The 22,266-nt window shown below is 56.3% G+C and carries 19 protein-coding genes; 13 read left to right on the top strand and 6 right to left on the bottom strand.

From position 1 onward, the window contains the following. The first annotated feature begins 29 nt into the window (after positions 1-29). Positions 30-698: a heme-binding protein gene (locus K1Y02_03150; protein ID MBX7255336.1), complete on the top strand. Its 669-nt coding sequence runs from the start codon at positions 30-32 to the stop codon at positions 696-698. 57 nt (positions 699-755) lie between these two features. On the opposite strand, the gene nikR is transcribed toward K1Y02_03150, so the two are convergent. Together nikR and K1Y02_03140 are read right to left on the bottom strand one after the other, a co-directional pair. After that, positions 756-1,172 (bottom strand): nickel-responsive transcriptional regulator NikR, encoded by a 417-nt coding sequence (gene nikR / locus K1Y02_03145; protein ID MBX7255335.1) that lies wholly within the window; start codon positions 1,170-1,172, stop codon positions 756-758. A 193-nt stretch (positions 1,173-1,365) separates the two neighbouring features. Further along, positions 1,366-2,559, bottom strand: a complete 1,194-nt coding sequence (locus K1Y02_03140; protein ID MBX7255334.1) for a hypothetical protein — start codon at positions 2,557-2,559, stop codon at positions 1,366-1,368. Between the two features lie 303 nt (positions 2,560-2,862). Here K1Y02_03140 and K1Y02_03135 point away from each other — a divergent pair, with 303 nt between their 5' ends. Both K1Y02_03135 and K1Y02_03130 read left to right on the top strand, forming a co-directional pair. Further along, positions 2,863-4,134, top strand: a complete 1,272-nt coding sequence (locus K1Y02_03135) for a family 10 glycosylhydrolase (GenBank protein ID MBX7255333.1) — start codon at positions 2,863-2,865, stop codon at positions 4,132-4,134. 340 nt (positions 4,135-4,474) lie between these two features. Next, positions 4,475-6,448, top strand: a complete 1,974-nt coding sequence (locus tag K1Y02_03130) for a hypothetical protein (protein MBX7255332.1) — start codon at positions 4,475-4,477, stop codon at positions 6,446-6,448. Between the two features lie 30 nt (positions 6,449-6,478). Here K1Y02_03130 and K1Y02_03125 read toward each other — a convergent pair whose 3' ends face one another. From K1Y02_03125 to K1Y02_03115, 3 genes are all read right to left on the bottom strand, one after another. Beyond that, complete coding sequence (locus K1Y02_03125) at positions 6,479-6,772, bottom strand: type II toxin-antitoxin system RelE/ParE family toxin (protein MBX7255331.1); 294 nt, start codon at positions 6,770-6,772, stop codon at positions 6,479-6,481. Further along, the gene (locus tag K1Y02_03120) at positions 6,769-6,996 is read right to left on the bottom strand and encodes an addiction module protein (protein ID MBX7255330.1); all 228 of its coding nucleotides are present in this window, start codon (positions 6,994-6,996) and stop codon (positions 6,769-6,771) included. The genes K1Y02_03125 and K1Y02_03120 overlap by 4 nt, the downstream gene beginning before the upstream one ends. Positions 6,997-7,095: 99 nt before the next feature. Then, positions 7,096-8,238 carry a hypothetical protein gene (locus K1Y02_03115; GenBank protein ID MBX7255329.1) on the bottom strand — a complete coding sequence of 381 codons (1,143 nt, stop codon included), beginning with the start codon at positions 8,236-8,238 and terminating at the stop codon, positions 7,096-7,098. A gap of 260 nt (positions 8,239-8,498) precedes the next feature. On the opposite strand from K1Y02_03115, the gene K1Y02_03110 reads away from it, so the two are divergent. Next, complete coding sequence (locus K1Y02_03110; GenBank protein MBX7255328.1) at positions 8,499-9,266, top strand: 3-hydroxyacyl-CoA dehydrogenase; 768 nt, start codon at positions 8,499-8,501, stop codon at positions 9,264-9,266. Positions 9,267-9,279: 13 nt separating this feature from the next. On the opposite strand, the gene K1Y02_03105 is transcribed toward K1Y02_03110, so the two are convergent. Then, entirely contained in the window at positions 9,280-10,107 is an 828-nt protein-coding gene (locus tag K1Y02_03105; GenBank protein ID MBX7255327.1) for an enoyl-CoA hydratase, read from the bottom strand. Positions 10,108-10,715: 608 nt separating this feature from the next. On the opposite strand from K1Y02_03105, the gene murC reads away from it, so the two are divergent. The 9 genes from murC to K1Y02_03060 all read left to right on the top strand — a co-directional run. Continuing rightward, positions 10,716-12,149 (top strand): UDP-N-acetylmuramate--L-alanine ligase, encoded by a 1,434-nt coding sequence (gene murC / locus K1Y02_03100; GenBank protein MBX7255326.1) that lies wholly within the window; start codon positions 10,716-10,718, stop codon positions 12,147-12,149. Between the two features lie 80 nt (positions 12,150-12,229). Next, on the top strand, positions 12,230-12,937 hold the full coding sequence (locus tag K1Y02_03095) for an FtsQ-type POTRA domain-containing protein (GenBank protein MBX7255325.1): 708 nt from the start codon (positions 12,230-12,232) through the stop codon (positions 12,935-12,937). 114 nt (positions 12,938-13,051) lie between these two features. Beyond that, positions 13,052-14,305: a cell division protein FtsZ gene (gene ftsZ / locus K1Y02_03090; protein ID MBX7255324.1), complete on the top strand. Its 1,254-nt coding sequence runs from the start codon at positions 13,052-13,054 to the stop codon at positions 14,303-14,305. After that, the gene (locus tag K1Y02_03085) at positions 14,302-15,405 is read left to right on the top strand and encodes a type IV pilus twitching motility protein PilT (protein MBX7255323.1); all 1,104 of its coding nucleotides are present in this window, start codon (positions 14,302-14,304) and stop codon (positions 15,403-15,405) included. Before ftsZ ends, K1Y02_03085 begins: the two co-directional genes overlap by 4 nt. 234 nt (positions 15,406-15,639) lie before the next feature. Next, on the top strand, positions 15,640-16,488 hold the full coding sequence (locus tag K1Y02_03080) for a MotA/TolQ/ExbB proton channel family protein (GenBank protein MBX7255322.1): 849 nt from the start codon (positions 15,640-15,642) through the stop codon (positions 16,486-16,488). Next, entirely contained in the window at positions 16,485-16,913 is a 429-nt protein-coding gene (locus K1Y02_03075; protein MBX7255321.1) for a biopolymer transporter ExbD, read from the top strand. The genes K1Y02_03080 and K1Y02_03075 overlap by 4 nt, the downstream gene beginning before the upstream one ends. A 1-nt stretch (position 16,914) precedes the next feature. Further along, positions 16,915-19,278 carry a tetratricopeptide repeat protein gene (locus tag K1Y02_03070; GenBank protein ID MBX7255320.1) on the top strand — a complete coding sequence of 788 codons (2,364 nt, stop codon included), beginning with the start codon at positions 16,915-16,917 and terminating at the stop codon, positions 19,276-19,278. Position 19,279: 1 nt separating this feature from the next. Beyond that, positions 19,280-21,070: a VWA domain-containing protein gene (locus K1Y02_03065; GenBank protein MBX7255319.1), complete on the top strand. Its 1,791-nt coding sequence runs from the start codon at positions 19,280-19,282 to the stop codon at positions 21,068-21,070. Continuing rightward, a partial coding sequence (locus K1Y02_03060; protein MBX7255318.1) for a hypothetical protein occupies positions 21,063-22,266 on the top strand: 1,204 nt, incomplete at its 3' end. The genes K1Y02_03065 and K1Y02_03060, both read left to right, overlap by 8 nt.

Genomic DNA, 22,266 nt, shown 5'->3' with positions numbered 1-22,266 from the left:
CTGAAATCACATTGAGGAGCTGGTGGACGATGCGTTTCCGTCCAATTCGTATAGTAGCGGTTGTGTTGGTGCTGCTAGTGCTTCTCCTTTTTGGCGCATGGATCGGTGTGGGGTACGCAAGCGTGGCGGGCATTGAAACACCAAAGTACAAGGTCGCTGAAAAACGGGACGGCTACGAAATCCGCGTGTACGAGCCGCTTATCGTCGCGGAAGTGACCGTCGAAGGCCCGCAAGACGAAGCCCTGAATCGGGGGTTCCGCAAGATCGCGGACTACATCTTTGGGAACAATACGAAGCGGTCCCAACAGGGGTCGGAGAAGATCGCGATGACGGCGCCTGTATTGGAGCAGGCTGCCCCGTCCGAGAAAATCGCCATGACCGCTCCCGTGCTTGAGCAAGGACAGGCTGGCAAACACATCGTCTCTTTTGTGATGCCCAGTTCTTACACAATGGACACCCTTCCCAAGCCCAACAACTCCGAAATCAACATACGTGAGGTACCTGAACGCAAATGCGCGGTCTTGCGTTTTTCCGGGTACGCGCCTGAGAAGAAATCGCGCGCTAAGAAAGAGCAACTGCTCGAATACGCAAAACGCGACGGCCTCGAAGTCGTCGGTGAGCCCATCTTGGCTCAGTACAATCCCCCCTGGACGCCTCCATTCATGCGACGCAATGAGGTATTGGTTGAAATACGGTGATGGTTCGGCCTCGCATGCCAAACGTCTTCGAATTGAGCAAGGTTCGGCCCGAGTGTACTAAGCGAGTTGTTTCCCCGTACTGCTGAGGCTGAGCGACGCGTGAAGGACTCCCTTCTCCCGGCCCATTGCGGCCGCGAGTTGCCGGATCAGATTTGCCTTTCCCCGAATCATGATGACCTCCGCGCAAATATCATGATCGAGGTGAACGTGCGTCGTGGCAAGTATGTGGCTGTGGAAGTCGTGCTGGAGACGGGTGAGGCGGTCGCTCAGTCCGCGCGTATGGTGATCGTATAATAGCGTGACCGTCCCTAAGGCTTCCTTGTCTGTTTCCCATTCCTGCTCGACCAGGCGCGAACGTATCAGATCCCGAATGTACTCAGAACGATTCGTGTATTTCGCCGCCCGCACCAGCTTTTCGAGCTTTGTGGACAAGGGTTTCTCAATGGAGAAGCTCAATCGCTCAAGCTCGGACATGCCCTTCCTCCCGGATTGGACTCATTGGCAGAAGATTGCGTCACCAGCAATGTTCTGCCGACCCCGAAAATCATAGGAGGTGGGCGTGCGGCTTTTCCACCGCGCGTGTTGACACCGATGACATTCCGGACTCTTAAGGGAATACAACTATTCCGTCGGGTCCGTCCTATATGCACCTAGAGCCTGGGCAATTCTATTTGGACGGCGCATTGGGGGCATTGCCATCGCTATCGGTGCGTACCGCATACATATCAGACAGGCCCAACAAGCCGTAGGAGGTAGTGAACCCGGCCATGATGTATCCGCCTGCAACCGAAACCACTGAGTTGGCCCCTTCCTCTGAATTACCTCCATATGTCTTGGCCCAGGCTTGGTGGCCGTTGTCATTTGTTTTCACCAAGTACATGTCACTATTCCCGGTGCCGTAGGAATACGTGATGCCTGCAAGGGCAAATCCACCTAAGGTCCGTGCGACGGAGAATGCCTCATCAATGCCACTGCCACCGAAAGTCCTGGACCATTCTTGGTTGCCGTTGGAATTGGTCTTTACGAGATACATATCGCCATTACTTGTTCCCAGAATATCGAATATTCCTGCAAGTACAAATCCTCCATCGCCGGTTCGCACCACGGAGTTTGCGTGCTCCAGTCCACTGCCGCCAAACGTCCTGGCCCAAACTTGGTCGCCCTTGGAGTCTGTCTTAACCAAGTACATGTCCTTGCCGCCCTCGCCGTAGGAATACGTGTATCCTGCCACCGCGTAACCGCCATCGGATGTCCGGATCACGCAATTCGCCTCGTCAAGGTCAGTGCCTCCATACGTCTTTGCCCATTCTTGCTCGCCGCCCGAATCGATTTTCACCAAGAACATGTCACCATTGCCCGCGCCGTACGAGTACGTGACGCCAGCAATCACGAATCCACCGTCGGTGGATTGAATCACGGAATTGGCTTGATCATTGTGACTGCCAGCGCCATATGAATTGGCCCATTCAACATCACCGTCGGCGTATGTCTTCACCAAATACATCTCAACGAAAGTTGTGTCCGGGAAATACGTGTTGCCGACAAGCGCATAGCCACCGTCAGCAGTCTGAATCATGTCCTTTAGAATATCGCCATTGTCTCGGGCATAGGTACCGGTCCATTCCTGCTCGCCCTGGGCATCTGTCTTCACCAGGTAGAAACCACCATCGACGTATGAAAACGACTTGCCTGCAAATGCGAAGCCTCCGTCTGCAGTTTGCACGACAGTCTCTGCGCTTTCCAGGCTGTCTCCGCCATAGATCTGGGCCCAAGGAACGATAGTGTCGCTTGGACATCCACAGGTGATAAGAGCAACAAGAAACATGAGGATGAACGAGATTCGGCAAGTTGGCGTATACATTGAAGATTCCCCCTTTGATGCAACCTACTGTCGGGCCGTGCCCCCATCGAATTCTAGCACAGAGATGTCAAGAATACAACGGTGAACCAATGCCAGTGAACCAATGCCGGTTCGCGCACGTGGTTCCGACCTTGCCTAAGGCGCAATATCCAACGTTGAAACGCGCATTCCCCTGCCAGAATCACTCGCCCGTCATACGGGCGATAGCGGGTATCCGACCTTGCCAATTTCAATAAATGGCAATCCGCCCCAAAAGTATGCAGACTAAGTCCATTCAAGGAATCACACGTGAGGGGGAGAACGATGAAACGCAATTTCGGTTTCATTAACGTCACGACCGCGCTTACACTCGTCTTTGCGCTCACAACTTTGATCACCCATGCTCAAGCACAAGATCCTCAAGGGATGACCATTGAACAGTATCGTGCTGCGCGTAAAGAGGCTGCACACAAACAACGTCGCATCATCATGAATAATGACGGCAACGACGCGCGCACCAAGGACCAGGAGCATACGGTCGACAACTTCCTGATGAATCGCTCGACACCGTTGGCCGGTTCGCAAGTCGATGCGATTTTCTACTGTACCGGCGTCTTCAATCTCTACACACAGCCGAGCACCGAGACAGAACTGCGCGGCCACGGTGATAAGGAATCACTCGACTGGGCGTGGGAATTAACGAAACTCGGAACAGACTCGCTCACGGAAATTATCAAGTTCGCGCATGCGAACAAGATGGAAGCCTTCTGGTCGATGCGGATGAACGATACGCACGACTCCGGGGACAACGCGCTGCTCTGCAAATGGAAGCAGGATCATCCCGACTATCTGATGGGCAAGAAGGGTGACAAGTTCCCCCACGGGGGAGGCCGCTGGTCGGCCGTGAACTATGGATTGCCAGAAGTCCGCGACAAAGTGTTTCGCATTCTGGCCGATGTATGCACCCGCTACGACGTGGACGGGCTTGAACTTGATTTCTTCCGCCACCCTGTCTACTTCAAACCGCAAATGACCGGCGAACCTGTCACGCAAGAGCATTGCGACATGATGACCGAGTTGATCCGTCGCGTCCGCGTCATGACCGAGGATGTCGGTAAGAAACGCGGACGTCCCGTGCTCATTTCGATTCGTGTTCCCGACTCGCTGGGATATGCACAGGGTATTGGACTGGATTGGGAGCGATGGTTGAAAGAAGACCTTGTCGATATCGTGTCGCTCAGCGGCTACTTCCACCTCGAACCGTGGGAGAACATGGTCGCCATCGGTAAGAAGTACGACGCACCTGTATATGCGTGTCTCAGTGGCTCGCGCGTGGTGTCGCCGTCAAATCCCGAAGGTGGACGAGAAGACGCGAAACCCCTATGGCGAGGTGAAGCACGCGCCGCGCTCGAAGCGGGTGTTAGCGGAATCTACACATTTAATCTGTTCAGTCCCAAGAGCGAACTCTTCCGCGAAATGGGCAGTCTCGACACGCTTCCAAAGGCTGACGGACCCTACAAACAGATCACCGGCGATCCCAAGACCATGGAGCGATGGTTGAAGGGAGGCAGCGGATTCCTGAAGTTGCCATTGTAGGGACGCAAACCAATTTCGACCAACCACAATCATGAGGAATTGTCATTCTCAGGCGTCTGATTGTCATCCTGAGCGAAGCGAAGGATCTGGCTTAAGAACGATTCTCTCTGATGCCAGATGCTACGTCCGCCGTAGGCGGACTCAGCATGAAAAACAAAAGTAAGATCCAAGTGTTGTCCTGATGGAGTTGTTGACTGAGAGCGAACCGAAGAAACCGATAAGGACATCGGTCATGTTTGTGTCCGATTCTTCGCCTTGCTCAGCATGACAGAGTGTCGTACTCTCGTGATAGCCAGAGAATTCTCGCCATCAAACAATCTCAGATACTGAGGGAGTGTGTATGAAAAGCACCATTCGGGTTCTTGTATCGTTTGCGTTGTCCATGGGATGCATGTCTCACGCATTCGGCGAAACCATCGACTACGCCGTGTCGTCCCAACGCGACGCGTGGTTGCGGCACCCGGTGCTGGGCGATGCTTCCTTCGATTCATTTACGCATGCGGCGTCAAATCCCATGGTGCGGGGCGCCGCACCCTACGAATGGCCAGTGAACGGCTTTCTCTTCGAAGATCCGGTGAGCGGCAACTGGTACACGTACGTGGGCGAGTACTGCAAGGGCTATGCGATGGTCGAAGACGCGCCGACGCGTTGCGTCGTGTTTCGCTCCAAGGACAAAGGTAAGTCGTGGGAACGCGTCGGCCCCGCTATCGAAGGACGTGGTACGCACGTCTTTGAAGGTGAAGTCGCTGCGCTCGACCATGCCCCGGACGTATGCGTAATCTACGCCGAAGGCCGCTACCACATGAGCTTCGATTTCACGACCTTTGGCATCACCTGGGAGAACGCAGCGAATCCGCCGAAAGAAGCAAACGACGGCGTTGGCTATGCCTGGTCAGACAAACCCGAGGGCCCGTTTCATCCCACGTCGCGTCCCGTGGCAACAACGCGCGACCAGGAATTGTTGCAGGGTAAATACCGGCGGTTATACGCATCGTCGATTATTCGGCGTGCGAACGACTGGGTTGTGCTCACCCTTACGGATTCGGGGCCGTATTTTGGTTGGGCGCTGCTAGGAATGAAGGCAGACAAGCCCGAAGGGCCTTACTCCAAGCCTGCGTTGTTGCTTCATCCCGAACAGGACCGTTTCTATCCGCCGTTGCTCGAGTTCTTCCCTGCGTTTGTCCACGAAGGGTACGTCTACTCTCCGGCGACATCCGTGGCGCTGAATCGCAACTATCAGGGCGTCTTTCGCGCGCCGATTGAAAACATGCTCGAACCGAATGCGTGGGAGTATGTCATGCACGGTAGCGTGTGGCACGCGGACCCGGTTGAAAATGAGTACCACGGAATCTGGGGACAAGCCTTTTCCGGTTTCATTGGAAAGGATGGCGTGTTTCACGTGATGTTCCCCTCGCGCGACAGAAACGGCATGGGGACGATCAACTTCGCCGAGCGCCGGTGGGATGCCCCTTATCGCGAACGCGGCTTTGTCGTCAGCGGACACGAAGGTCTTTCGCTTGCCTTGTTGAAACGCGGCGGCCCGCTGTCGCGTATTGAAATGGAGGCACGTACACACGGAACAGTCTCGTTGGTATGGGACCACTCGGGACCACTCGGACCGAGCAAGAGTACTTCCGGCTCGACGCTACACCCGCTTACGGTGAGAAGATATTCAGGCGTGGAGTTATCCCCAGGCGCTTGGGTGCTCGTGACGGTCGATGCGCAAGGCCAGCGGTCCGTCGTTGCGGAAGGCAAGCGCACAGACACAGAAGAGGTATCCGTCGCGTTACCCTGGGACGATTCGGGTGTCGCAAGCCTGAAGATAAATGGTGCGGATGTGTGGTCTGGGCCGATGCCAAACGGTCCCGGAGCGGTGGCTATCCTCGCCGGCGCGAATAGCCACGCTTCCGTATCGAAGTTTGTCGTCGACGCCCCGCCCTCAACGGCGCAGGTCTCGTACCATTATGTCGAGGCCCTCTTGAACGCAGCCCAGAAGCTCGATGATTGGGAGGTGAAAGACGACGCCCAATTTCGCTATGGCATTGGGTGCATTTCAAAGAACCCAAACGCCCACGTGAAATGGAACGTGGAAGGAAGCGAGTTCACACTGTGGGGTCCAAAAGGACCTGGCTATGGAAAGGCTGAAGTCTTCGTCGATGGCGTTTCAGTCGGCACGGTCGACTTCCACAGCGAAGTGGCCACGCCATCGTCGCCAGTCTTCACCCACAGGTTCCAGCAGGGCACACTGCATGGCGTCCGCGTTCAATCGAGTGAAGGTGTAATGCCGGTCGACAGCATCGACGTGCAAATCTAGTCGACGCTTCCTTATTCCGAATGACGCGAATCAGCGATTGCGCTCTTTCCACAAACCGGGCCTGCGACGTAGGTGCATGATAGCAAGAATCAAGATGGCCTCTTCGCTCGTGACATACAGGAGTCCGTAAGGAAACCTGTGAACCAAACACCGGTGAATGTCTCCTTCGAGGATGGGCCAAGCATGAGGGTAGGCAAGCACTCGTTCTACTGCAAACAAGACTTCTCGTGCGAAGTCTCTTCCTAGTCCTTGCCCGGCAGATTCGTAATAGTCGACGGCATTTTCCAATTCTGCTTCTGCAGCAGGGTGGAATTGGACTCTCACGTCGCGAGTCGTTTGTCGATGCGGGCGAAAACGTCCGTCGCGAGAACGGGTGTTGCCGATCCACTGCGAATCTCGTTCATGCGATCATGCGCCACACGCGCCCACTCCTGGTCGATGGCAGCATCGGAGGGATTAAGCAGGCAGAGAAGTGAGTCAATCAATTGCAGTCGCTTATCGATCGGCAACGACTGAATGTGTTCTACAATATCTTCTGTCTTGATCATGTTGGCTATTCACCGTCCTTGTGGTCAGTATACCATAAGCCACCCAGGACTCAGGTCAGACTTCCGGCAGCATCTGCCGAGGATCGCGCTTGTTGATGATCATGCGAAATCGGCGACCTTCAGTCCCGGCTCCTTAGCCCACGCCACCTGCGCACGGTAGTTGCGGTCGGCCAAGGGATTCTCGACTGCCGATACCTCGCCGTACGTGCCGATGAATTCGAATCCCAGCGAGGCCGCTCCGGGGAACACGCGCGCAACATCGGCCACATAGTCCTTCTCCATCGTTTTCGTCGATGGATTGAACCAATGTAGATACCCGTACATCCGATGTGGTTTCACGCCTGCAAAAGCGGCGGGGAAATCGTCCCTGCGCGACGTGCCCGTGAGCGTGTATTCCCAAACGGTCTTCTTGTTGATGACGTCGAGGTAAGGAATGTCCGGGAAACCCTTGATTCGCTCGAATCCGCGATACGTGCAATCGATGAAGATTCCGTCGGGTTTCTGCGCGTAGGCAAAGTCCATGAGGTCCTTCGTCGCGACGATCGTATCGAGAATATTGCCATCGGCGTCGACGCCAAGGGCCTCGCGCGCTTGGACGGCCTCAGGCGACGGATTAACGATGAAGTCGCCCATCTCGTAATCGACACCGCCTATCGCAAACGTCTCCAGCATCCATTCCAACCCGTCCTTCCACCACGTCTGATTGGCTTTCAAGGAAGGGTCCAAGACCGGCATCACTTCACGCTTGCCGCCTTCTTCAAATGCCTTGCTGACTCGCTCCGGGTACTTCTTAAGGTAAGTGTTGAGGTTGAACGGATGTTCGCCTTCAAAATAGTAACCTCCATACGAGCAGAGTCCGACGCCCGGCAGGATTGAAACGCCGCGGTCTTTCGCATACGTACAGAGTTCTTTTGCCGCATCGACGCCACCGTGCGCGTCACGCAGAAATCCCCAGACGATAATCCCCTTGACGCCAATTGTTGCGCAATAGTCCACGAGCCGTTTGAAGCCCACAAGATACGATTCGGGTCGCTTCAAGTAGGGGAAGGGCACTTCCGACGCGGCCATCTTCGTAGAAATTTGCTCCGGCTCATCGTCCCACGTCATGCGCGCGTCCCAGCACCACAACAACACGTCCATCGACTTAGGCTTCGGAACGGATTCCTGGCCTGACGATACCCCCGGCACATACAGTGCTGCGGTCGTGGCAGCAACGGCTTTCAAAAACTCTCGACGTCGCATAGTGTTCTCCCCCCAGACGTACAATTCGGATGCGCTCGGTAGCGCAGCGCTCGATGAGCGCGGCGCTGGCTAACTGCAAGATTACCAATTAACCGAATCCGGTTGATGACAGCAAACTGTACCGTACTCGCCCGGGTCTGGCAAGAATAGAGGGCCAACGCCATTCGAAGCTGTGTGGTAGAGTGACCCTCGTGTGACTTATACTCAACTCCTCACCTTAATTGGGCGGCTGGTGTTCTCTAAGTCAGGGAGGCAGTGTCATGGACGTGAACGGAAAGGCATTTGTAATCTCGGGCGGTGGCTCGGGCCTCGGGGAAGCGACGGCGCGATTACTGGTTGAATCTGGTGGTCAGGTCGTAATAGCCGATATGAACGAAGAGAACGGAATTCGCGTAGCAGGAGAACTGGGAAATCGGGCCCGATTTGTCTCCACCGACGTAACCAAAGAAGATCAGGTTAAGGCAGCGGTCGAAGCCGCGGTAGAAACGTTTGGCGGAATTCACGGTGCGATTAGTTGCGCGGGCGTTGGCATGGCCATGAAGATTGTCGGCAAAGGGGGCCCGCACGGCCTCGAAGTCTTCAAGACCGTGATCGATATCAATCTAGTCGGGACATTCAACGTAATCCGATTTGCAGCCCACGCAATGATGAAGAACGAGCCGAATGACGGCGGCGAACGCGGTGTCATCATCAATACGGCGTCAGTTGCGGCGTTCGACGGCCAAATTGGTCAAACAGCATACTCCGCTTCAAAGGCGGGCATCGTCGGCATGACACTTCCCGTCGCGCGCGATCTCTCTAAATCTGGTATTCGCGTGGTGACGATCGCGCCCGGCCTGTTCGATACCCCGCTGCTTGCTCTTCTGCCTGAACCGGCGCGGCAATCGCTCGCCGAGTCCATTCCCTTCCCGAGCAGACTAGGAAAGCCGTCAGAGTTCGCAGCCCTCGCAAAACACATCATCGAGAACCCCATGCTGAACGGCGAGACTATTCGTCTCGATGGCGCGATTAGAATGGCTCCGAAGTAGTGTAGGTTTGTTTCTACTTTCCCGGAAACTGTGGTGGGCGTTTTTCCATAAACGCGAGGACCCCCTCGCGGAAATCCTCGGACCCGAAACTCTCCATCATCTCGTTCACCGCACTATCGACAGCATCGCCGAGATTCGTAAGCATGGCCCCCCAAACCTGTCGCTTGATGACTCGCATGGATCGCGGCGACGACAATGTCGCAAGTTGCGTGGCATAGGCCCGCACCGTGGGGAGGAGGTCATCGTGAGGGACCACTCGGGTTACCAAGCGCATACGCAAGGCCTCTTCCGCATCGATCATGCGCGCGGAATACAGGAGATCAAGTGCATTGTCGATGCCGACGATTCGCGGTAGCAACCATGAGATTCCGTGTTCAGCGATGAGCCCGCGTTGTGCGAACGCCGTTCCGAATCGCGCCACATCGCTTGCGAATCGCATGTCGCAATAGAGGGCGTGGACAAGCCCGATTCCTACAGCGGGACCGTTTACCGCCGCGATGATGGGCTTGCTTACTGACGGCGGAAATGAGTACTGCTTCCTAAAGTCCTCCGGAACGGTCTGTCCGCCGCCGAACGACACTGTGCCAGCTTCCAATTCGGATGTGTCGACTTCTCCGCTCATCACGCTGCTCAGCAATCCCATGTCCGCGCCTGCGCAGAAACCTCGGCCTGCTCCCGTGACGACAATCACACGCACCGCATCGTCCCGTTCAGCCTCTGCCAACGCTTGCTTGTACTCGGACTCCATCTTGAAGGTCCAAGCATTGAGTTTGTCAGGGCGATTCAGTGTTACCGTGGCGATGTTGTCGCTGACTTCGTAGATGATCTCTGCGTAAGGCACGGTGAATCCCTCCTCTGCTTAGGGAGTCTCTTCTGGACAGCTCGGTTGCAGCCGGGGAGTTGAGTGACTCCCTCGCGAGATGAGAGTACTTACCTTGAGCACGGTTCGCAAACCGGCACTGAAACTGCCGAACTCCAGCGGTCGATAGTGCATATTCATCGTGCTGCGCTTTGTTGGTAGTCGTTTTCGCCATGGTCGGTTACCGGTTGGGAGAGTGTGGAAGTGAGCCTGGTTAACGTCAGGCCCAAAACCGTGTTCGAGTGGCACTTCGGGTTGGCGACGCAAAAATAGAATAATGCACTTAGTGCGATGTGCTTCTTCCGGTGCATTTCCCACCTGTTAGTCGTCGATACAACTCCGCCCGCGCAGAAGAGTGGGTAGCCTTGTCAGTATAGAATCTCAATCTCTTGGAGGGAACAGCGAATTGGCGTCTGTTTCTTTCGTAACACGTTGCTGTAATTGGCTTTACATGTATACTTCTTCGATAACACAAGTCATAGGCGCAGACCTACAATATATAGGCGCTTCTGTCAACAAAATACTTCCAATTGCGGCGGACTGTCTGATATACTGAGACTCACCACAATATGTAGGGTTGGAGTGTCTTCGTGAACGGTCTCAAGCGAAAAGTCCACTTCGTCGGGGTCGGCGGCATCGGAATGAGCGGCCTCGCCGAAATCTTGCTCAATCTCGGATATCAAGTCTCGGGATCAGACCTCAAATCCTCAGAGATTACGCAACGGCTCGTCGAGCGAGGTCTTACGTTCGCTGAGGGCCACGCCGCAGCCAATGTCGGCGACGCAGCTATCGTGGTGATCTCCGCCGCGGTCCCCCAAGACAATCCTGAAGTTCTGGTCGCGCGCCAGCGCAATGTGCCGGTCATTCATCGGAGTGACTTGCTGGCGGACTTGATCCGACTGAAGCCCAACGCAGTGGTTGTCGGAGGCACGCACGGAAAGACCACGACCACGTCCATGATCAGCGCGATTCTCGACAACGCAAATATCGGCGCGACGAGTGTGATTGGCGGCATCTTGCACCGCAGCGGCACCAATGCGCGCTGGGGGACTGGTGACTTCATTGTCGCGGAGTCCGACGAGCACGACGGCTCGTTCCTGCGATTGCATCCGACGATCAGCGTCGTCACGAATATCGACGCGGAACATCTCGAGTACTACGGCACGCTCGACAACATCAAGCGCGCTTTCGTCGAGTTCAGCAATGGGGTGCCATTCTACGGATTTGTAATTGCCTGTTGGGACGACCCCAATGTGCGCAGCATCCTCCCCGAAATCCAAAGCGTGTGCGTCACGTTTGGTCTTGAAGAAGGCGCCGGCCTGATTGGTTCAAACGTAGGTTTGTGCTCGACGAATGCCGCAAAATCGAAGGCCTCCCAGTTGGCGGGCCTGTGCATGCGAATGGACGTCACCAGCCTGGACCCGCGCTTGCAGGTGACCGGCAAGCTGGGGACTCTGACATTCAACGCAATCGGGGCGCACAACGCGCGAAACGCCCTGGCAGCCTGTGCCGTGGGGTTGTGCTTGGGAATGAAGTTCCCGCAAATCGCCGACGGATTGAAACTATACGACGGTGTCCAGCGTCGCCTGCAAGTGTGCGGCGAGAAACGCGGCATCACCGTGGTCGAAGATTACGCGCACCATCCCACCGAAATCGCGACAACTTTCGAAGCAGTTCAATGGGTGGAACCGAAGCGGATCATTGGCGTATTCCAGCCACACCTATTCAGCCGCACGAAATTTTTCTACGAAGACTTCGCAAAGGTCCTCAGCCGTTTCGACCGCGCCATCGTTACGGACATCTATCCCTCGCGCGAAGAGCCTATGCCAGGAGTGGATTCGGGTCTGATTATCGATGCGGCGCGCAAGCGAGGCGCAACGCATGTAGAGCTTGTCAACGATATGAACGCGGTGCCAGCGGTCCTGGCTCCCGACCTTGAACCCGGCGATGTAGTCTTGATTCTCGGGGCAGGCACCATCAACCGCATCGCTTGGCCCATGCTTGAGGCCATTCCCGAATCATGACGACGCGCGCATTGACAATGCGAACTCCGCGCCGCGGCGCAACAGGGCGTTCCATTCGCAGGAACGCCACCTCTATTTTTTTGACACTCGTAGTTGCCATCCTCGCAAGCATGGTTGGCTATCTGGCATTTCTGAATGTGCAAGACTCGGACTATCTGCAACTAAAGACAATTCGCGTAGAAGGCACGGAGACTCTTACGCCCGAGCGCGTGGTTGAGATTTCCGGCCTCACAAACGAAGACAACATCCTCTTCGTTCGCACGTCGTCTATCCGAGGCAGACTCATCGCTGAACCGTACATCGAAAAGTGTCGAGTGGCTCGCATTTTTCCCGACATGGTTTCCATCAAGATTGTGGAGCGTAAGGTCGCCGCGGCACTAATGGCCCACAACCGCGTCTATGCGATTGACCCGGAAGGGATCGTTCTGCAGCGGCTTGAACCAGGCGCAATCGTTCCCGGACCGATGATCACCGAAGTCCCAGAGTTGGGCACCGTAGAAGTGGGCGGCATAGTGAGGCAACGTGCCTTGATGGAGGCGATGGAAGTCTGGAAAGCCTTCTGCGCCACCCAAATGTCTAAGGAAGTGACCGTTTCGGAACTGGCCGCCCACGCCCCAAACGATATTCGAATGTATTGCGACGAGTTGCGGTACGAGATCCGTTGGGGTCGTGGAGACTACGAGTCTCAAGCGAAGCGGCTCGACGTTTTGTGGCGGGAAAAGAAGGGATGTCTGCCCTGCCTTGAGTACTTGGATGTGCGCTTCGGCAGGGACTTGGCCTGCAAATAAGTAAGGAAGCATGGATAGCGAATTGTCCGGAAAGGGAAGGAGCGGCCGCGAATCGGCAAGCAGGGAAGAGCTTGCCGGAACCGGGCCTTACTGTTGGGAGAGCGTCCAATGACTATGGGATTCTGCGACGAATTTACAAGCTTTGATCAGCAAGCCATCATCAAGGTTGTCGGTATCGGCGGCGGTGGTGGTAACGCCGTCGGACGCATGATCGAGGCCGGACTCAGAGACGTCGAGTTCATCACGGTCAACACGGATGCCCAGGCGTTGAAGCATTCGCCCGCCGGAACGCGTCTTCAAATCGGCGAGGTGGGCCTCGGCGCTGGCGCCAAACCCGAGATGGGGGAGAAGGCAGCGCTCGATGACCGCGACCGCATTGGAGAGGTCCTGGCGGGAGCTGACATGATCTTCCTCACTGCGGGTCTCGGCGGTGGCACAGGCACGGGCGCAACGCCGATCGTGGCCGAAATTGCCCGCGAAACAGGCGCGCTGACCGTCGCCATCGTCACGCTGCCCTTCAAGTTCGAAGGCCGAGGCCGAATGGACAACGCCATAAAAGGCTTAAAGGCCCTCCAGAAGAAAGTCGATGCGCTTATTGTCGTTCCGAACGAACGGCTGGCACTTCTCTGCCACGAGAACATCTCCTTCTTGAACGCGTTCTGTCTGGCCGACGAAGTGCTGCACAATGGCGTGAGGGCCATCTCCGAACTTATCACAGTCACCGGTCTGATCAACCTCGACTTCGCCGACGTGCGCACGATCATGCGCGACAGCGGACGCGCACTGATGGGTATCGGCACTGCGGAAGGCGACAAGCGCGGACTTCGTGCCGCGCAGGAAGCCATTGTCTGTCCGTTACTCGAAAAATCTACCATCGACGGGGCTATGGGAGTTATAGTAAACGTCAAGGGTGGAAGCGATATGGGCATGAAGGAAGTGCTCGAAGCGGTTACTACGGTTCAGAAAGCGGCTCATCCTAACGCAAACATCATTTTCGGCGCGGTCGTCGACGACGAACCTCGCCCCGAAATGCAGGTGACAGTTATTGCGGCAGGTTTCCCCTTTGAGGCTATGGCCGATACAGACCGCTACGAAGACGCCGTTACACTGACCCTGGAGGTCGCGGAAGACATCCATCAGTCGGTGTTACCGCAACCTCTTCCGGATCCCGAACCCATGCCGGCTTCCGTGACCGCGCCGAAAAAGAAGAAGGGTGCTGCCGCCGAACAAGAAGAATTCCTGTTCCCCAACGAAGATCCCGCTACGATGGATGAACCGCACGAAGTGGTCACCATCAACTTCTCGAGGGACCAGGAAGAGGACATGGGTATTCCCGCATTCATGCGGAAGAGGATGAAACGCTCTTGACGCTTTTGCAGCAATTGCTTCAACGGGCCATTCAGAAGAACGCCTCCGATATTCATATCAAGACCGGCAGACCTCCGTGTTTCCGCATTGACGGGGAAATGGTGCCTCGCAAACGCACCATGACCTCCGAAGATGTCGATGCCGTACTCTCGGAGATATTGAGCGATTCGCAGAAGGCCACCCTGCGCAGGCGTGGAGAAGTCGACCTTGCCCACCAGGATCCGGAATTCGGGCGCTTTCGCGTCAATGCCTTCCGTCAACGTGGCACGATTTCCGTGGTCATGCGGCGAATCAAGAGCGAAATTCCGAACTTCGAAGAACTCCACTTGCCTAGCGCCGTGGAGCGGTTTGCGCGTGTTGCGCGCGGCCTTATCCTGATTACGGGCACGACCGGCAGCGGAAAATCGACCACACTTGCGGCCGTAATCGACCACATCAACGAAACGCGCAAGTGTCACATCGTTACGGTCGAAGACCCTATCGAATACACGCACAAGGACAAAATGTCCTTGGTGAACCAGCGCGAAATCCGTATCGATACCGAGAGCTTCTCGACAGCGCTGCGCGCGGCCATGCGCCAAGACCCGGATGTGATCCTCGTGGGCGAAATGCGCGACCTGGATACCTTTCAGGCGGCTATCAGCGCCTCGGAAACGGGTCACCTCGTGTTCAGCACCCTGCATACCGCCGACGTTATGCAGACCATTGACCGCATTGTCGACCTCTTCCCTTCAAATCAGCAGGACCAGGTTCGCTCGCAATTGTCTCTAAACCTCAAGGCCATCATGTGCCAGCGGCTGCTGCCGCGAGCCAGCGGCGTGGGTCGCGTCCCCGCTTGCGAGGTCATGTTCAATACGCCCGCCGTGCAGAAGCTGATCAAGGAAAACCGAGTCAACAAGATCCCCATGGCCATTCAGCAAGGCCGCGAAGACGGCATGCAGTCATTCAATGACAGCCTCTATTCGCTCATAAAAGGGAAGCTTATCACCCTGGAAACGGCCATGGAGGTCTCGGACAACTCTGCTGAGCTCAATCTCATGCTCCAAGGCATCAAGCTCGGGCAGATGCGCGGTGGAATCCTCGGCGAGGCCGACAAATAACCTCAGCACCGAGCGCCGAGTCTCAAACTTGAGACTTTTGATTTAGTAGTCTGCGCTGTCGTCGGTGTATTCCTTATAGGGGTCTTTCGTTGCAACCTTCTGCACTGTAAGGGCATAATACTCATGGTCAGTTGGTGTCGAGACAGGTTTTGCCCTTTTCTCGCAACCCAAGTCTCAAATCCGAGTCGTAAGCGCATTCCGGCCAGCCGTGATAGCAACGGAGGAGATACCCTTATGAAGTCATTGAGGCAGGCAGGGTTATGCCTGATCGTGGCAGTCCTTCTTTTGACATTTGCGAGCAATGGACAGGAGCCAGCCCCCCAAGCTGCGCCCGCAGACGCGCCAGCCGCCACCACTCCCGCCCCTATCCAGATTGAGCCGGCTGCTGCCGGTACCTCAGCCTCCCAAGACCCCGGGGCAGACGTAGCTCATAGCGCATCGGCCAGTGACGAGCTGACTCAGATTACCCTCTGGAACATGATTAAGTGGGGTGGCGCCATTCTCTGGGTGATTATGATACTGAGTGTCATTACCCTCTTCCTGGCCATCTACCTGCTTGCGACCGTTACGCCCCGGCGCGAAGTCCCGCCAACTTTCGTAAAGCGCGCGCATTCGCAATTGAAAGCCGGTGACCTCCGTGGCGCGTACCAGATGTGCGAAGAACGCGACGAGATCATCGCAAACGTGTTGCGGGCGGGTCTGAAGATGCACGGTCACGACCGGTACGTTATCCAGGAGGCAATGGAGAGCGAAGGGGAGCGCGGCGCCAGCGCACTCTGGCAGCGAATATCCTATTTAAACAACATCGGATCGCTCGCACCGCTTCTTGGTCTGCTGGGTACCGTTTGGGGCATGATCGGAGCTTTCGGAACCATCGCGATGGCGGACTCCCAGGCACGCAGTATTGCCATGGCCACCAACGTATCCAAAGCCATGATCACAACCCTGGCCGGTCTGCTCCTCGCGATTCCCGCGCTTTTCATCTACTACTACCTCAGAGGTAGGGTCATTCGCATTGTCTCCGAGGTTGAGGCGCAAGCGACAGAGTTTATCGAACTGCTTACGCGGAGCAGAGAATCATGAGAATCTCAAGGCGTTTCGAGGAACAAACGGAGAGCATTCAACTCGCGCCGCTGATCGACATCGTATTCCTGACATTGGTCTTCTTCATGACGACCACCGTCTATGGAGCGCTGGAAAGCGAAATCGACGTCTCGCTGCCGACTGCTAACAGCGCTTCGCCCATCGAGCGGACGCGTGGAGAGATCATTATCAACGTGAAGGCGGATGGCGCCATTGTGCTGAACAACCGCACCCTCACCATCCCCGAACTTCAAGACGTGTTGTATCAAGTGGCCGAGAACTTTCCCGGCGGCGCCGTGATTATTCGCGGTGACGGGAATTCCGCGTTGGGGCAGTCCATTGCAATTCTGAATTGTTGCCGCAACGCGGACATACAGAACGTTTCCTTTGCCGCGATCAAGGAGGACCGTCGAGGAGCGCCCTGAAATGCCGCGAACCGTTACCGTTATGTCTCGCTGTAAGAAACTTGCCGTGCTGCTCGCTTCGGTGTGTGTGGCGTTTGTCAGCTCGGCTGACGAACCCGGACAAGCCGAGTTCGAGTTGGCCAATGGATTGTTCGCGCGCGGCTATTTCGAAATGGCCGCGCAATCCTATCGTGAATACATCGAGAAATTTCCCGGCAGCCCAAACGCCGCGGATGCCTTGTACATGCTTGGCGAATCCGAATATAGCCTCAATCGGTTCGATCAAGCACTCGACGCTTTTAACAAGTACATAGATACAACAAAAGAAGGCGTTCGCCGTCAACGTGCGCTAAATCACAAAGGCGAAATCCTCTACCGGCAAAAGAAGGTGGATGAGGCCGCATCCATCTTCGGCTCCTTGGCAGTTCCCGACGCGCCTGCCGAAGTGCGCGCAGACGCGCTGTATAATCTGGGAAGGCTCGAATACGACCGCAAGAACAACGAAGCCGCCGCAAACGCATTTCGGACCATCATTGAGCAGATTCCCGATTCGCCCCTGTCGCCGTACGCGCGGTATCAGTTGGCCCTGGTCTACCTCGCTCAAGGGAACATCGAAGGTGCCGCAACAGAATTCTCGGGAGTTGCATCCAGTTCCGCGGAAGAAAAGTATCGTTTGGAAAGCCGTTTCCGCGCTGCCGAGGCCTATGATCAGATAGGCTGGTACGAAGCTGCCGAGAAAGCTTACTCGGATCTTCAGAAGGAATTCCCCGATTCCGAGTATTCCGAACGCGCCGCATACGGCCAGACATGGGCTCTGTACCATGCGGGCAAGCTGGATGACGCCGAGGCCGCGGCGCGCGCCCTTCTGGACAAGAACCCCAGCGCTCCCGGCGCAGCGGCGATGAAGTACCTGCTGGCCAATATTACGCAGCAGCGAAAAGAGTACGACAACGCGGTTGCGGCATACCGTCAGATCCTCAAAGACTATGCAGACTCGCCGTTTGCCGCACGCGCACAATACAAGATCGCATGGACGCTGTATCTCGCAGGGAAACCCGAAGAAGCCAAGCAAGAGCTTGCGGCCTTCCAGGGTGAAGATGTTGACCCGGCCATTCAGGGCGATTCCGCATTTCTGAGAGGCTGTATCTTGTTCGGCGAAGGCAACTACAACGACGCGTACCAGGAGTTCAGGCTGGTCGCGGAGAAGTACACGACGAGCGAGTTCAGCGCCGAAGCCCTGTTCAAGATGGGAGAGACGCTGGCCAAGCTTGGCAGAAATGACGAAGCTGCCACGGTCTTTAAAGCATTCGCCGCAAAGTACCCGACCAGCCCTCTCGTGCAGGAGGCAATCCTCCGCGTGGGCGATGCCAAATTCTTCACCGCGGCCTTTAAGGATGCGGTAGACGAGTACAAGCGAATTCTTGAAACCAATCCCGATCCCGTCACGCAAGAGAACACGCTGTATCGCCTCGCGATCACCTATCACAACATGCAGGATTATCAGGCAAGCGCCGACACCTTTAAGCAGATTGTCGATACGTTTGCGCAGAGCGCGCACCGTCCTGAAGCTTTTCTCCGAATTGCGGACAATTATCTGCGTGAATCCAAGGACCCCGTAAAGGCGATTGAGAATTACCAGGCCGCATATGACGCCGACCCCAAAGGCGTGTACGCCGGCCGTGCGTTGGAAGGGCTTGCGCTTGCGCGCTATACAACCAACGACCTCGATGGGGCGGCCGAGGTCTTCACGCGAATTATCGGTGAATTCCCCAACGTCCGTTTGAGTGAAATGAGCTATGCGTGGGTCGGGCAGTATCTCTTCGATAAGGAGAAATGGGCGGAGTCCGCGGCTGCGTTTGAGGCCATGCTCAAGGCAATTCCCGAGTATCCGAACCCCGAACGTATCCGCTTCAAGATCGCAGAGTGCAGCGAACGGGCAAACAATCAGGACGCTGCAATCAAGCTGTACGATGAAGTCGTGAAGGCCGCTCCGTTGAGCGGCACCGCTATTGACGCCAAGTTCCGAATGGCAGAATTGTACGAGGCCAAGAAACAAGGCGACAAGGCCTTCGCATTGTACGAAGAAGCGGCAAACACAAATACCGGCGACACCGCGGCTCGAGCCCGCTTCAGGCTTGCGGAACTCTTGGAGGGGAAGAAGGAATACGAAGCCGCCGCCAAGAGCTATATGCTCGTGGCGATACTCTTCTTGCACGCGGAACTCTCTCCGGAATCGTTGTGGCGCGCCGGGCAGTGTTTTGAGAAAATGAATAGCCCCGACCAAGCGGTACGCGCGTTTGAGGATGTGATCAAGGAATATCCTGACAGCGAGCAAGCGGCGAAAGCGAAAGCGCGGCTCGCAGAACTCGGTAAGGCGGCTTCCTGAAATGATAAGCAAGCGATCAATCTTGGCAATTAGCGCCAGTGCATCGCTCGTTGCCCACGGAATTCTCCTTGCTGCTTCGCCGAATCTGCATATCATGGCTAGCGCCCTGCCCCCGGAGACAGTGCTGAAGCCATTTCGCGTTCGCCTAGTCCAGGATGCGGACACGCGACGTCCCGACACGCGCTTGGAAAATGGATCGGGCGCGCTTGGATCGGAGCCAGGCTCTATCGATGAGTTGTTGAACCGCATGACAGAGCGTCTCTCGCCGGGGAATAGCGGAGAGAGCGCCCCCGTCGAGGTGCCCGATCTCGCCAACCGCCTTGCCCGCGAGCCCATGCAGCCTTTGTCAGAGCAGCAGTCCGCTGACGCGGTAATGCAGCAGATGGACGCCAAGATCTTGGAAATCTCGCAAGACATCGCTCGTCGCGAGATCCAGATTGAACGCAGGCTAGTTGCGCCGAGTCCCGATCGCATTCTTGAAAAAGACGAGTTGCCCACGCTGCGTAGCAGTACCGCCGCCATTGCCGACGAAGTCATTGTCTTTAATCCCGATCAAGGAACAGGTGCTCTCGGCGCCGGTGGAGCGGTTGCATCGGGCGCTCCGTCGCAAGGTGCCGGAGCCGCATTACCCGTAGAGGCTCCCGCGCGTGAACCAGGCGTGATGGCGGATGTGGCCCACCGTCCGGCAGAAAGAACATTGCCCGAATTGCCGGTTGAACGTGTCATCGCGCGCGCGCCGGTCGTGTCGGATATTCAGAAGAAGAACACGCGAAAGCCTCTGGATGACGTCGTTAATCTGGATTTGCAGACCTTTGTTCCTCCGGGAGAGCGCGAAGGCTTCTTCCGCCTGCAAATTGCGCCCAAAGACGGCCAAAACATCGCCCCGCTCGCGAAGGATGTCACCTTCATCATTGATGCTTCGAATAGCATCACACAACGCAAACTGGATGAAACTGTCAAAGGTGTCCGGAAGATGGTCGCGGACCTGCGTCCCGATGACCGCTTCAATGTCGTCATCTTCCGCGATACCCCGACCTTGTTTCAGGCGCGTCTGGTGCCTGCCTCGGATGAGACGAAGAAAGCTGCCGCTCAGTTCCTGACCGGTGTCGTGTCGAAAGGCGAAACCGACGTCTACCAGGGTATCCTTCCCGTTGTGACAGAGCAGCCTCGTCCAGGTGTGCCTGGGATTGTCCTCGTGATGAGTGACGGCCGGCCAACTTCCGGAATCAAGGACAGCCGTACCATCATTAATTCGCTCACCGACGAGAATGCGCTTCGCCAGACCATCTTCGCATTTGGCGGCGGGAAGACCGTGGACCAGAAACTGCTGGACCTTCTGGCCTACCGAAACAAAGGCGAAGCCTCGGTTGTACCGCAAATCGAATCCATTGGCAGCGAGCTTCCGAGATTCTTCAGCCGACTGAGTGATCCCATCCTTGTGAATTGTGTTGCGGACTTCGGCGGGCTGGACGGTAACAACATCTTCCCCAAACAGATCCCTGACTTCTACAAAGGACAGGCCGTTACCATCTATGGCCGCTTCGATCCGTCGAACAACCGCTTATTTGCCATGCGTCTCACGGGAACAGCCGGCTCCGACGAAAAGGAGGTCGTGTTTCAAGCCGATCTGACGGAGGCCAAGCGTGGCGATCAAGAAATTGCCCGCAATTGGGCATTCCAACGCGTGTATTGGCTTATCGGCGAGATGACACGCGTGGGTGAAACGCCTGAACTCCTTGCCGAACTGCGTAGTCTCGCCAAGCAGTACAATATCCGCACGAGCTATGACTGACGACGGCTCCGGCCCGGGTCCAACGCGCGCGAGTTTCCTTCTAGCGGCACTTACCGAGCCTGCTCCCGCGGTTCTCAGAGCGCTTACTGAAGTCTATGGGTCTGACGAATCGCTATGCGCGGAACGCATGAAATTGGTGCGGCGCGTGCTCCAGACACACATCGAGCGCTTTGGCGATGAACCCGTGCGCCTATTCCGCAGCCCTGGCCGCATCAACCTTCGCGGTATGCACGTCGACACGCACGGCGGTTATCTAAACCTCATGACACACCATCGTGAAGTGGTTGTCACGGTAGCGTCATCGCAAGACGGCTGCGTCACATTCTCAAATATCGACTCCGACTTCGCGGATACGGTCTTTCCTCTCCACGATGAGAATGCCTCGTTCTCCGGGCATGCCACGTGGCTTGATTACATCACTTCTTCCGGTGTTGAGAACCGGGTGGCCACTCGTAGAGGCGATTGGTCGAACTACGTGCGGGGCGCTGTGCTCCGAGTGGCGCTCCAATTTCCGCGCGAGTCCATCGAAGGATTCCACGGTGTCGTCGGAAGCGACATTCCTAGCGGAGCCGCGCTGAGCTCGTCTGCGGCATTATGTCTGGCCCTCATCTCCGCGACGCTGTCCCATATCGGGAGACGCGTATCCGCTGAGGACTTGATAGTCATGGCGCAAGACGCGGAATGGTACACAGGCTCCCGATGTGGGCGCAGCGATCAGGCCGCCGAAGTCTTGGGCAAAAGAGACTCCGTGGTCAATGTTGTATTGACGCCGTTTTCGGAGGTAATTCGACGCGCGAGTTACACGAAGCTGGGAGATGACGTCCGCATCCTTGTTATCAACTCCTTCACCAAGCGGTCCATCAGCGGCATGCAATTGGTCGACTACACCCGCAACCGGTTTGCCTACTCGATGGCCATGGAAATCGCACGTCAAGAGTGCGAAAGGGCAGGAGTGCCGCCGGCGCGCGCTGAGCGGCTCTCCACACTCGCCAGCCTTTCGCCTTCGCAACTAGACGACCTCGGGGGGTCGCATTTTCTCTACGCGCTTCTTCGCCGGATACCGGAAGTTATGAGTCTCGATGACTTGCGCGAACGATACAAGCTTCCCAACTTGGATGCCGCTTATGAGCAGTACTTCGGGACCGTCTCCGAGACTCTGCTCCCCACATCCTTCAGCTTTCGGGGACCCCTGCTTT

The organism is Candidatus Hydrogenedentota bacterium (assembly GCA_019695095.1).
Taxonomy (GTDB): domain Bacteria; phylum Hydrogenedentota; class Hydrogenedentia; order Hydrogenedentales; family SLHB01; genus JAIBAQ01.
The sequence above is the reverse complement of the archived record's forward strand: the minus strand, read 5'-3'. Positions and strand labels throughout refer to the sequence as shown.

Bases quoted from the DNA above. Each gene is read 5' to 3' on its own strand.
- K1Y02_03150 (MBX7255336.1), top strand. From the start codon at position 30: ATGCGTTTCCGTCCAATTCGTATAGTAGCGGTTGTGTTGGTGCTGCTA.
- nikR (MBX7255335.1), bottom strand. From the start codon at position 1,172: ATGTCCGAGCTTGAGCGATTGAGCTTCTCCATTGAGAAACCCTTGTCC.
- K1Y02_03140 (MBX7255334.1), bottom strand. From the start codon at position 2,559: ATGTATACGCCAACTTGCCGAATCTCGTTCATCCTCATGTTTCTTGTT.
- K1Y02_03135 (MBX7255333.1), top strand. From the start codon at position 2,863: ATGAAACGCAATTTCGGTTTCATTAACGTCACGACCGCGCTTACACTC.
- K1Y02_03130 (MBX7255332.1), top strand. From the start codon at position 4,475: ATGAAAAGCACCATTCGGGTTCTTGTATCGTTTGCGTTGTCCATGGGA.
- K1Y02_03120 (MBX7255330.1), bottom strand. From the start codon at position 6,996: ATGATCAAGACAGAAGATATTGTAGAACACATTCAGTCGTTGCCGATC.
- K1Y02_03115 (MBX7255329.1), bottom strand. From the start codon at position 8,238: ATGCGACGTCGAGAGTTTTTGAAAGCCGTTGCTGCCACGACCGCAGCA.
- K1Y02_03110 (MBX7255328.1), top strand. From the start codon at position 8,499: ATGGACGTGAACGGAAAGGCATTTGTAATCTCGGGCGGTGGCTCGGGC.
- ftsZ (MBX7255324.1), top strand. From the start codon at position 13,052: ATGGGATTCTGCGACGAATTTACAAGCTTTGATCAGCAAGCCATCATC.
- K1Y02_03080 (MBX7255322.1), top strand. From the start codon at position 15,640: ATGAAGTCATTGAGGCAGGCAGGGTTATGCCTGATCGTGGCAGTCCTT.
- K1Y02_03075 (MBX7255321.1), top strand. From the start codon at position 16,485: ATGAGAATCTCAAGGCGTTTCGAGGAACAAACGGAGAGCATTCAACTC.
- K1Y02_03070 (MBX7255320.1), top strand. From the start codon at position 16,915: ATGCCGCGAACCGTTACCGTTATGTCTCGCTGTAAGAAACTTGCCGTG.
- K1Y02_03065 (MBX7255319.1), top strand. From the start codon at position 19,280: ATGATAAGCAAGCGATCAATCTTGGCAATTAGCGCCAGTGCATCGCTC.